This window comes from Pandoraea sp. B-6 (assembly GCF_000282835.1).
Taxonomy (GTDB): domain Bacteria; phylum Pseudomonadota; class Gammaproteobacteria; order Burkholderiales; family Burkholderiaceae; genus Pandoraea; species Pandoraea cepalis.
Window position 1 is genome coordinate 71,914 of the sequence record NZ_KB290537.1, and the last position, 11,759, is coordinate 83,672.

Annotated in this window: 10 protein-coding genes and 1 pseudogene; 10 read left to right on the top strand and 1 reads right to left on the bottom strand. The window is 61.8% G+C overall.

The features are described from left to right. On the bottom strand, window positions 1-194 hold a 194-nt coding region (locus A985_RS29380), incomplete at its 3' end, for a LysR family transcriptional regulator (RefSeq protein WP_232424652.1). 224 nt (window positions 195-418) lie between these two features. Between A985_RS29380 and A985_RS0116370 the strand changes: the two genes are divergently transcribed. The 10 genes and pseudogenes from A985_RS0116370 to A985_RS29855 all read left to right on the top strand — a co-directional run. After that, window positions 419-1,879 carry an aldehyde dehydrogenase family protein gene (locus A985_RS0116370; protein WP_026132040.1) on the top strand — a complete coding sequence of 487 codons (1,461 nt, stop codon included), beginning with the start codon at window positions 419-421 and terminating at the stop codon, window positions 1,877-1,879. A 120-nt stretch (window positions 1,880-1,999) separates the two neighbouring features. After that, complete coding sequence (locus A985_RS0116375) at window positions 2,000-3,328, top strand: FAD-binding oxidoreductase (RefSeq protein WP_017234482.1); 1,329 nt, start codon at window positions 2,000-2,002, stop codon at window positions 3,326-3,328. A gap of 176 nt (window positions 3,329-3,504) precedes the next feature. Further along, on the top strand, window positions 3,505-4,458 hold the full coding sequence (locus A985_RS0116380) for a LysR family transcriptional regulator (RefSeq protein ID WP_026132041.1): 954 nt from the start codon (window positions 3,505-3,507) through the stop codon (window positions 4,456-4,458). Between the two features lie 63 nt (window positions 4,459-4,521). After that, on the top strand, window positions 4,522-5,931 hold the full coding sequence (tcuA, locus tag A985_RS0116385) for an FAD-dependent tricarballylate dehydrogenase TcuA (protein WP_026132042.1): 1,410 nt from the start codon (window positions 4,522-4,524) through the stop codon (window positions 5,929-5,931). Next, window positions 5,918-7,141: a tricarballylate utilization 4Fe-4S protein TcuB gene (gene tcuB, locus A985_RS0116390; protein WP_017234485.1), complete on the top strand. Its 1,224-nt coding sequence runs from the start codon at window positions 5,918-5,920 to the stop codon at window positions 7,139-7,141. Before tcuA ends, tcuB begins: the two co-directional genes overlap by 14 nt. Before the next feature lie 58 nt (window positions 7,142-7,199). Further along, complete coding sequence (locus A985_RS0116395; RefSeq protein WP_017234486.1) at window positions 7,200-8,519, top strand: MFS transporter; 1,320 nt, start codon at window positions 7,200-7,202, stop codon at window positions 8,517-8,519. A 580-nt stretch (window positions 8,520-9,099) separates the two neighbouring features. Then, complete coding sequence (locus tag A985_RS0116405; protein ID WP_017234487.1) at window positions 9,100-10,374, top strand: ferric reductase-like transmembrane domain-containing protein; 1,275 nt, start codon at window positions 9,100-9,102, stop codon at window positions 10,372-10,374. Then, a complete protein-coding gene (locus A985_RS0116410) occupies window positions 10,371-10,760 on the top strand; it encodes a cytochrome b5-like heme/steroid binding domain-containing protein (RefSeq protein ID WP_017234488.1) in 390 nt (129 codons plus the stop codon). The genes A985_RS0116405 and A985_RS0116410 overlap by 4 nt, the downstream gene beginning before the upstream one ends. Before the next feature lie 41 nt (window positions 10,761-10,801). Next, entirely contained in the window at window positions 10,802-11,332 is a 531-nt protein-coding gene (locus A985_RS0116415; RefSeq protein WP_017234489.1) for a DUF4087 domain-containing protein, read from the top strand. A gap of 296 nt (window positions 11,333-11,628) precedes the next feature. Next, a pseudogene (locus tag A985_RS29855) lies at window positions 11,629-11,759 on the top strand (IS701 family transposase); the annotation flags it as partial.

The window sequence follows — 11,759 nt, forward strand, 5'->3', positions numbered from 1 at the left end:
AAACGCTGGCCTTCATCGGTCAGCGAGATACCTTTCGCGCCACGTACCGCAAGGCGAACGCCCAGCCGCTCCTCCACGCGCTGTAGGCGGACTGTGACCGCGGGGGGCGTCAGGTTCAGCAACCGCGCGGCGGCGGCGAGCGATCGCGACGCACCCAAGGCACGGAACAGACGCAGATCGTCCAGATCGATCATTAAGTCACCATTAATGTCATGTTCCCTCGATATTACACAGGACAAAATCCTGGCGGCGCTCGCGATGCGAATCGGCGGCGGCCGACGGCGCGAGGTCCTGGCTGGATGGTGCGTCCATTAATATAGATTTAATGTCGAATTTACCGCGTGTTACACACCGCACCCGTTTGCTTCTTTATCTTGAGCCCATCTGAATCACTTTCCGCTTTTGAGAGGTCGGAATCATGACTCGCACCGCTACGACGATGGACAACGTTGCAATGGACAACACGCGCACGCTGTACATCAATGGCGAGTGGTTGGCGCCGGCGAATCCCCGCACGGTGCCCATCGTCAACCCGGCGACTGGCAACGCGATTCGCCAGCTGGCGGTCGGGTCGCGCGAAGATGTCGAAAAGGCAGTTGCTGCGGCCCGAAGGGCGTTCGTCCCGTGGTCAGATACGCCGGTGGCGAAGCGCGTCGAGATCCTGGACAGAATGTATCGCCTCATTCTGGATCGTAAGGAACTGCTCGCACAGACGATCATGTCGGAAATGGGCGCAGCAATATCGTTCGCCCGTGCCTCGCACGTTCCATTTGCCGCGGAGCATATTCGTGTGGCAAGCGAAATCGCGGCTGGCTATGCTTTTCTCAAGGTTGACGGTCACACCGCCATTGCACGTGAACCCATCGGGGTATGTGCGCTGATCACCCCCTGGAACTGGCCGCTGTATCAAATTACGGCAAAGGTGGGCCCCGCGCTTGCCGCAGGATGCACGGTGATTCTCAAGCCCAGCGAGTTATCACCCCTGAACGCCGAGATATTCGCGCAGATCGCTCACGATGCCGGGGTGCCGGCGGGGGTATTCAACCTTGTGCAAGGCAGTGGCCCGGAAGTGGGCGAAGCCCTTGCGGCGCATGAGCAGGTCGACATGATCTCGATCACCGGCTCCAACCGGGCCGGCGCGCTCGTGGCGAGGGCGGCGGCAGACTCGGTCAAGCGGGTCACACTGGAGCTGGGAGGGAAGTCACCGAACGTTCTGCTACCGGATGCCGATTTTGGGCGGGTAGTGGCCTTGGGCGTCATGGCCGCGTTTCGCAACGTAGGGCAGTCGTGCAGTGCGCCCACGCGAATGATTGTCCCTCGCGATCGTCTCGCCGAAGTCGAACGCATGGCCTGCGCCACCGTTGAGTCGATGGTCGTGGGGGATCCTGGTTCGGCGCAGACAACGCTCGGGCCGATTGCAAACGAAGCACAATTTCACCGCGTACGGGCCATGATCGATGTGGGTATCGCGCAGGGTGCTAGGCTCGTCTGCGGTGGTCCCGGATTCCCGCCAGGTTTGAGCCACGGTTACTTTGTTCGGCCGACGATTTTCTCCGACGTGACGGCCGACATGCGCATCGCGCAGGAGGAGATTTTCGGGCCGGTCCTGAGCCTCATGGCGTACGACACCGTCGATGAGGCGATTGCGATCGCGAACGATACGAAGTACGGCCTGGGTGCGCACGTCCAGAGCGAGGACCTGATGCAGGCGCGCGCGGTTGCCTCGCGTATCCGGTCGGGGCAAGTGCATATCAACCATCCGGCGTGGGACGCCCATGCCCCGTTTGGCGGCTACAAGCGCTCGGGGAACGGTCGCGAATACGGCATCCATGGGTTCGAGGAGTACCTCGAGACGAAAGCGATCCTGGGTTACGCCTGATGGCGATCGCCGAGCGCGTCGCATGCCATTCCGAATCGCGCAACGTAGGGAAGGGAATGCGGCACACGGGTCGCCCTGAGGCAAAGGGCGGCGGACAACGGAACTTCAAACAAGATATCCATGTTGCAAATCGACAGAGTCAGCGATAGTCCCGTCATGCCCACCGATGTGGACGTCGTCATCGTCGGCGGCGGCATCATTGGAACCACTGCCGCGTACGAGTTGGCGCGTCAGGGGGTGTCGGTCGCCCTGGTGGAAAAGGGCTTCATCGGCGCCGAGCAGTCTGGGCGCAACTGGGGATGGGTGCGTCAGCAAAATCGCAGGCATGACGAATTGGTCATGGCAATGCGCAGCTTGACGCGGTGGTCGGAGATCGGAAACGAGATCGGTCGCGACCTCGGTTTCCGCCGTCAGGGCAGTCTGTATGGGACGACGGCGGAGGCAGACATTGCGAAATGGGAAAAGTGGGCGGTCGGCGCAAAGGCGATGGGCTATTCGTTCGATCTTCTCTCGGCAGCGGAGCTTAAATCCCGCATTCCGACGGGGACGGCGCGGTGGGTGGGCGGCCTCTGGTCGCCGACGGACGGGCTGGCCGAACCGAGCAAGGCCGCGCCAGCCATCGCCGAGGGGGCAAAAGGACTGGGCGCCTATGTGTTGCAGACATGTGCCGCGCGAGGATTCGACATCAGCGCTGGCCGTATCGCCGGCGTGTGGACGGAGCGCGGTCTCATTCGCGCGACGACGGTCGTGTGTGCCGGAGGCGCGTGGAGTTCGCGCTTGTTGAAACGCCATGGCGTTGAGTTGCCGGTCGCCAATGTGGTGGGCACCGCGATGCGCACGTCGCAAGTGCCGGCGTTGCCCGGCGGCACATTCAACGGTCCCGGGTTTGCGTTGCGTCGTCGTCTCGATGGGGGCTACACGCTTGCCGTACCCGGCTATGGTCGTGTCGAGCTGGCCCCGCAAGGGATTCGGTACGCCTTGAAGTTCTATCAGACGTATCGCTCCGAGCTGACGAAGAAGTTGAAGATCCGCATAGGGAAGAGTTTCTTTAATGGACCCGAGGCGTCGGCAAGCTGGGCGCTTGACGACATCTCGCCGTTCGAGCGTATTCGCGTGCTGGAGCCGGCCATTGACGAAGAATGGTTGGCGCAGGCGGTCAGCAACCTGACGACCTGCTTTCCTGAAATGAAAGGGGTGCGGATATTGCAGGCGTGGGCGGGCCTCATCGATACCACGCCGGATCTCGTGCCGGTGATTTCGACCGTCGATGAAATCCCGGGCCTGATCGTCGCGTCAGGGTTCAGCGGACACGGGTTTGGCCTAGGCCCGGGGGCCGGGTTGCTCGTGTCCGAAATGGCGCAGAATAAAACGCCTTACGCCGATATCACCCCCTTCAGTCTGAATCGATTCAAGAAAGGAGGGCAGTTGCTTCGTCCGGAGATGATGTAGGGCAGCTCAGGACATCCTTCAAGCCATTCTGCGGAACCGAATTCCATGAGGCCGAGGTTGTGCCGTCAATTCGCCAACGGGCGGGCGAGGATTGTCACTGCCGACGGCGACGTTGGGACTTGCCAATACCGTCGCCTTCGACGCATGCTAGCCAAAACTTCTCGGTCGATCGCGAAATGGAATTGAGACAACTCCGGTATTTTGTCAGTGTGGTGGAACACGGAAGCATGGGGCGGGCCGCCTTGGACCTCGGTGTGGTCACCTCCGCATTGAGCCAGCAGATCAGCCGTCTCGAAGGGGAACTCTCGACCCGCCTGTTGCAGCGCACGTCCGCCGGCGTGGTGCCGACTGACGCCGGCATCGCCTTTTGGCGTCAGGCACAACTCGCGCTGCGCCATATCGACGACGCCGCGGTTGCCGCGCGTTCCGCCCGTCTGTCTGGACACGTGAGCGTTGGGATGGCGCCAAGCACGGCGAGCGTGCTCGGCGTCGCATTCGCGCAAGCCATGCGTGCACGATACCCCGATGTTCGGCTGCGCATCGTCGAAAGCCTCTCCGGCTATCTCGCCCCCATGCTTAGCGCGCGTCAGATCGATCTCGCGGTGCTCTTTCGCGAGGAACCCGCGCAGCGGTGGAGCGTGATGCCACTGCTCGACGAGCAGCTGTTCCTGATCGGCGCCGAGGGTCTCGATGGTATGCCGACAGGCACATCCGTGCGGCTCAAGCACCTCGGCAGGCTTGCGCTCATTCTTCCCAGCGGCACGCATGGGCTGCGCTCGCTGCTGTCGTCGGCGTTTCGACGCGCGGCTTACGAACCTAACGTGGTCGCCGAAGTGGACGGTCTCGCGCTGCTCATGGACCTGGTACAAACGGGGATGGGCGCGACGATACAGCCCGGCGCCGCGCTCGCCAGATCCGCGAACGGAATGCTGGTGAGCGTGCCCGTCGCAGAGCGCTACGCCACGCGGCCCAACATGATCGCCAGTGTCTCCGACGACGAACTGTCGCCCGCGGGTCTCGCCGCGCGCGTCGTCCTCGCCGATGTCGCGCGGCAACTCGTGCACGAAAGCCGCTGGCCCGGCGCACGTCTGCGCGCGCCGCAGTCTTCACAAACAGTGAAGACCCCTTGAGGGGACACGACTGGCAGAACCGACTTGGCATCCCTATGATGCGTCCGAAAGGAGCCAAGTCAAATGGTCGATGTATTGGTAATTGGAGGAGGCAATGCGGCGCTATGCGCTGCGTTGATGGCGCGTGAAGCCGGCGCGTCGGTCCTGCTTCTCGAATCGGCACCGCGCGAATGGCGCGGCGGCAACTCGCAACACACGCGAAATCTGCGTTGCATGCACGATGCGCCGCAGGACGTGCTCGTGGATGCCTATACGGAAGAAGAATTCTGGCAGGACCTGCTCAAGGTCACGGGCGGCATCACCAACGAGGCGCTTGCACGTCTGACGATCCGCGCATCGTCGTCGTGCCGGCCGTGGATGCAGCGACACGGCGTGCGTTTTCAGCCACCACTCTCCGGCGCGCTACACGTGGCACGCACGAACGCGTTCTTCATGGGGGGCGGCAAAGCGCTTGTCAACGCGTATTACCGAAGCGCGGAAGCGCTCGGCGTGGACATCCGCTACAACACCCCCGTCGAATCACTTGAACTCGATGGCGCTCGCTTCGTCGCGGCACACAGCGGTGCCAAGCGGTTCGAGGCGCGCGCTTGCGTGCTCGCGGCGGGGGGCTTCGAATCGAATCGCGCCTGGCTGCGCGACGCTTGGGGGCAGAACGAACGCGGCGAATGGCCTGCCGACAACTTCCTGATTCGTGGTACGCGCTTTAACACGGGCGTGCTGATCAAACATATGACGCAAGCCGGCGCCGATTTGATCGGCGATCCGTCGCAATCGCATTGCGTTGCCATCGATGCGCGTGCGCCGCTCTACGACGGCGGCATCTGCACACGTATTGACTGTGTGTCGCTGGGTGTCGTGGTGAATCGCGATGGCGATCGATTTTACGACGAGGGCGAGGATTTCTGGCCCAAGCGCTATGCGATCTGGGGACGGCTCGTCGCCCATCAGCCGGGACAGATCGGCTATTCGATCATCGACTCGAAGGCGATCGGCCGATTCATGCCGCCGGTGTTTCCGGGCGTGAAGGCCGACACGCTGCCAGAACTTGCGCGTCAGTTGGGGCTGCCGGAGACGCCGTTCATGAAAACGATCACCCGCTACAACGACGCCTGTCGGATCGGCACCTTCGACCACACCGCGCTCGACGACTGCCACACCGAGGGCCTCACGCCAGCCAAGACGCACTGGGCACGCCGGATCGACACGCCGCCGTTCTACGGCTATGCGTTGCGCCCAGGCATCACGTTCACCTACCTCGGTCTGAAAACCAACGACCGGGCGCAGGTTCACTTCGGCGGCGAGGCGAGCGAGAACCTGTTCGTCGCGGGGGAAATGATGGCCGGCAACGTGCTTGGTCAGGGCTATACGGCCGGCGTTGGCATGTCGATCGGCACAGCGTTCGGACGCATTGCCGGCACGCAGGCCGCGCGCGCCGCACACAAGACAACGGAGGCTCACAGTGCAGCAGTCTGACGTGCTCACGCCCGAACGCACGCGGACCGCGTCGCCGTTCGATACCAAGGCAACCCAACACGGCGCATCGGGCAGCGCGGCGCGCGTGATTCCCATTGTGCCGTTGAGCAACAGCGAAGCCGAAGTGGCGAGGCAGATGCAGATTTGCAACGCGTGCCGCTATTGCGAGGGATTTTGCGCCGTATTTCCGGCCATGACGCGCCGTCTCGACTTCGGCAAGGCGGACGTCAACTATCTGGCGAACCTTTGCCACAACTGTGGCGCGTGCTATCACGCTTGCCAGTACGCGCCGCCGCATGAATTCGCGGTTAACGTGCCCAAATCGATGGCGCAGGTCCGCCTCGAAACGTATACCGAATATGCGTTTCCCAGGGCGTTCGGCGCGCTGTACAAGCGTAACGGCGTGACCTTGTCGGTCGCGCTGGCGGCAGGTCTCGCGCTCTTTCTGATGCTCGGGACGGCATTGCGCGGTGGTCTTTCCGCAGACGCCACGCCGGCAAACTTCTACGCGATCTTTCCGCACAACCTGCTCGCGGCAATGTTCGGCACGGTCTTTCTGTTCGCGATGCTGGCGTTGAGCGTGGGCGTTACGCGCTTCTGGCGCGACGTCTCGGCGGGAACCGCGAGCGCAAGCATGCCTGCCGCCGTCGAAGCCGCAAAGCACGCGCTGACGCTCAAGTATCTCGATGGTGGACACGGCGACGGCTGCAACGAATCGGACGATGCATTCACGCTTGCGCGACGCCGCTTCCATCACCTCACGTTCTACGGGTTCATGTTGTGTTTCGCGGCAACCGCGGTTGCAACGTTGTATCACTATGCGTTCAGTCTGGAGGCGCCATATCCCTACCTGAGTATCCCGGTGTTGCTGGGCACGGTGGGCGGCATTGGACTGTTCGTCGGGCCGGCGGGGTTGTGGTGGCTGAACCTCAGGCGCAATCCCGAACGCACTGATGCCCGTCAACGTCCGATGGACCGCGGCTTCATCGCGCTTCTGATGTTGACGAGCGTATCCGGACTCGCGTTGCTCGGGTTCCGTGCAACGCTCGCGATGCCGCCGCTGCTCGCCATCCATCTGGGCATTGTCATGGCGCTGTTCGCAACGCTGCCTTACGGAAAGTTCGCGCACGGCATTTTTCGCTCGGCGGCGTTACTTAAATCATCGATCGAGAAGCGCCAAGGCAAGACGTTAAGTCTGGGCGCGGATTAGGTCCCGCAGGGTCCCGTCGCTACCCACTAAGTACACATACCCATAATCAGGAGACACCATGACCCCCACAGAACCCATCTCCGTCAGTGGCGGCAGCTCGCGCGCGAACCGGGCCGCTGCCGTGCTACGGGTCACAAGCGGCAACTTTATCGAACAGTTCGATTTTTTTCTGTTCGGCTTCTACGCGACATCGATCTCGAAGATTTTCTTCCCGTCGACCAGCGACTTCGCGTCGTTGATGCTCACCTTCGCGGTATTTGGCGCGGGCTTTCTGATGCGTCCGCTGGGCGCAATTTTTCTCGGCGCATACATCGACAGGGTGGGGCGGCGCACCGGACTGATCGTCACGCTGTCGATCATGGCGAGCGGCACCATCCTGATCGCGTGCGTGCCAGGGTATGCGACGATCGGGCTGCTCGCGCCCGCACTTGTGCTGCTGGGACGCCTGTTACAGGGTTTTTCGGCGGGCGCGGAACTGGGGGGCGTATCCGTCTATCTGGCCGAAATGGCAACGCCCGGCAACAAGGGCTTCTACACGAGTTGGCAGTCGGCCAGTCAGCAAGTCGCGATCGTGATGGCGGCGGCGATCGGCTACGGCCTGAATCATTGGCTTTCCGAGCATCAGATTGTCGCGTGGGGTTGGCGCGTGCCGTTTTTCATCGGCTGCGCAATCGTGCCGTTCCTCTTCGTGCTGCGCCGTTCGCTGCAGGAAACCGCGGCATTCGAAGCGCGGCGGCATCGTCCGCAGGTGCGTGAAATCTTTGCGATGCTGTGTGTCAACTGGCGTATCGTCATTGGCGGCATGCTGCTCACGGCGATGACGACCACCACGTTCTATCTCATCACGGTCTATACGCCCACGTTTGGCAAGTCTGTGCTCAAACTCTCGACGTCAGACAGTCTGATGGTGACATTGCTCGCGGCCACGTCGAATTTCATCTGGCTGCCGATCGGCGGCGCGATCTCTGACCGTGTGGGGCGCAAGCCGGTTTTGCTCGCCATCTCCGTGTTGGCGATCTTCACGGCCTATCCTGCGCTTTCGTGGCTCGCCGGCGCGCCGAGCTTTGCACGCATGCTGACCGTGCTGCTGTGGTTCTCGTTCTTCTTCGGGATGTACAACGGCGCGATGGTCGCTGCGCTGACGGAAGTGATGCCCGTGGAAGTGCGGGTGGCGGGCTTCTCGCTGGCGTTCAGTCTCGCGACCGCGGTGTTCGGTGGCTTTACTCCCGCCATCTCGACGTACCTGATCCAGGTCACGCACGACAAGGCTTCACCCGGGTACTGGTTGAGTTTCGCCGCGTTCTGCGGGCTGGTTGCCACGCTCGGGCTGTACCGGCGCGGGCGAGGGCACACGGCGGCGGCCGCCACGTCAGCCTGACCCAGCGCAATGATGTCGGCGGCCGGTGCAAGACGACTGGTCGCCGTTTTGTTTGGGGCGGTCGTCCTCCGAAATATGCTGCCGGAATCCGTCTGTTGTTTCTGGGGCGCTGGACGCAGTGGGGTAGGGCGCCTGCCCGTCGGAAGCAGCCGGAAGCAGCCGTTACGCGATCGGTCGGCGCGTGCGCGGTACATGCCTTGACTTGCATCAAGGCATGTACCGCGCCGTTCGCACGGGTCACAGCATCTGCATTAACGTGTAGACGGCGGCGAACCTCAGGCTCACCCCCATCTCTTGAATATCACCAAGTTGCGCCGGGTAACGCGTCGATTGGCGCCCCCGCGTAGTACGAGCGCGCGATACGACTTGCGTGCCACCTCTGTCAGGAGCAAGTCAATGAAAAACATCGAGGTCGTCATGGGCAACGTAGTTCCGGTCGGCGTAAAAACGAATCGGCTGTGACCTTCGCGCGAAGCGAAAACGCGTCGCGGTGTCGACGTATGCCCACGCACATGAATTCCGTCGCTATCGGGCACCAGCGCCTTACGCACGAGCGATTGCCGGCACGGGGACGCTTGCAATGAGCGCACGGCACCGGCGTCTCCGGGCGCGTGACCTGGGCGCGCCGATCTTCCTCGTCACGCTAAGCCTCGCCGGCATAGGGTGGGCCTTCCCGGAAAATTTGTCGCTCTGGCGTTCCATCTCGATCATCGCGGCCTGGGCCGGAACCGGTCTGTTGGTGGGTAGCCTCGCCCTGATGGTGCGCGAGCCCCGCTGGTCTGGCATGCTGGGCGGCCTGGACACCATGTACCTCTGGCATCACCGCGCCGGCGTCATCGGCTACGTGCTGCTGCTGTGCCATCCGTTGGCGTTGGGAATGTCTGGGCTAGGGGAGTCGGCCCGTGCCGCATGGCTGGCCATTGCGCCTTGGTATCTGAGTTGGCCTGAGTGGCTCGGATGGTTCGGGCTGCTGTTTCTCATGGGGGGCCTTGCAACGACGTTCAGTCGACGCATGGGCTACCGGCGCTGGCGCGCGTTGCATTACCTCGCTGCGCTGGGTGCGATCAGCGGACTGGCGCACGTCGTTGTGATCGTTGGCGACGCTGGAGCCTTTCTCGCATTCATTGGACTGGCGACGGTAGCGCTCGCTTGGCGACTGTTGGCAACGGATCGCGGCTTGAGTGCACATCCCTATCGGGTCACACACGTTACGTCGAAGGCATTGGATACGATCGAGGCGTCGCTCGCTCCGTGCGGCGGTGCGTTACCGGTCAAGCCTGGACAATTTGTGCTTGCGGCCTTTGGCGATGGCCCCGTCTACCGCGGCTGTGGGGAATTCCATCCCTTCTCAGTCAGTGGGATCGGTCGAGGTGGCGTGCTCACTGTCGGCGTCAAAGCCCTCGGGCCGTGCACCCGACGCATCCAGTCTCTGGAGCCAGGCACGCTGGTGCGGCTGCAAGGCCCCTTCGGGCGTTTTTTGGCGGACAACGCCGAAAAGCCTCAGCTCTGGATTGCTGGCGGCATTGGCATCACGCCCTTCATGGCGGCAATCCGGAGCGGGAAGCTTGCCCGAACAACGACATTGATCTACCTGTACCGTGAAGCGCGCGATGCGGCCTTCCTCGACGAGTTGAAGTCCCGCGCCGACGTCGACCCGGATTTCGAGCTGATCGCCGAAGCCAGCGGCGAGTCGTTTCCTGATGTGTCAGCCATGTTGTCCCGGGTAAGCTGCATCGGGCAACGACAAGTGGAGATCTGTGGCCCGAAAGGGTTGGTAACGGCAGTTACGGCGAGGCTGCGCGAACTCGGTCAGCCTGCACAATCCATCCAGTTTGAGAGCTTCGACTTCCGATGATGCGCCGACTTTTCATTGTCTCCACGATGCTTTTCTTCCTCGCTCTGGGAGGATTCTGGGCGGCCAGCGTTTGGCTGCCCGACGCGCCTGCGGCGTCCCCTGCACCGGATACCCCGGCAACGACCGCGCGCGAGACAAATTACACATTATCGGAAGTCGCGCGGCATGCCACCCGCAACGACTGCTGGATGGCGATTCGTGGGCAGGTGTATGACTTTACCCGCTACGTGCCCCAGCATCCTTCGGATCCTTCTGTATTCTTGCCATGGTGTGGCAAGGAGGCCTCACTGGCCTATCAGACGAAGACCAAGGGACGCTCGCACTCGTCCTACGCCGATCAGTTGATGATCCCATACCGAGTGGGCGCGTTGCAGCAGGCGAAGTAGGGGGGTCTTCGGGTTGTACGTTGCCGCTTCCAGGCGTGGACATGGGCCTCGTTCGGGAACACGAACGCTTGCGAGCGGGTAAATTTGCCAGGGTTATCGCCGGAGTGGCTATATTGATAGCGTTTGCGTCGCTGAAGGTTTCGGCCACCGCCTTGCACAGGTGGTACCTGGATCAGAAGGTCTTTCCCATGAAAATCGTTCGCTCTCGCCGCGTGGCGCCCGCGCTTGCCGTTTGCCTTTTGATGGCACTCAGTGCCCATGCGGTTTCGGGCAACCGGGAAAATCGCTGTGGTTGGTTGCAGAACCCGACGCCTGGCAACTGGTGGCTCGACGACAAGGACGGCAGTTGGACGCTTTCCGTGATGGGCGAGCCGCCGGTTCCGGGGTTCGACGAGATTCCCGACATGTCGACAAAGGGCTGGGTTGTCACTAACGCGGGAAGTCACGGATACGGCTGCGCGTGCGTGGATATGGAAGTCGAAAGAGGAACCGGCAAGGTCGTGCGGATCTTTGCAGCCAAGCCGCTTTCGCTGAAACGCTGCAAGGCCGATCGCGCGCTGCCAGCCCCTTGATTATAGTTGGCGGACACAAAATAGGGCACTCGCAGCCAGCAAAAATAAATAATAAAATCAATCGCTTACAAATTAACGAACGGCATCGACACCCAGATTTTTGTCCATCAACGCAGACACAAATTAAGTGCATTTCTGTGGCGCGACAGAAAATAGGTGAAAAACGGTTGCGGACTCTGCCGTGGACAGAATATGGGTTCAATTCTGCCAGCCGATTCAGGTCATGATGTCTAGTCTTACTGTGTCAATAAATTCATGCCATTATAGAAACTTTTTCATCCACGGCGTGAGGAATGATGGACTGGGAAACGTCATTCGAGTCGTATCTGGAACATTTGTGTGAAGCGCTTGGGCATAACGATCGCGAATCAGGATTGAGGGGGCTATTGCCAAGGGCTGATGCCGCCAATTCGGCGCAAGAGCGTCG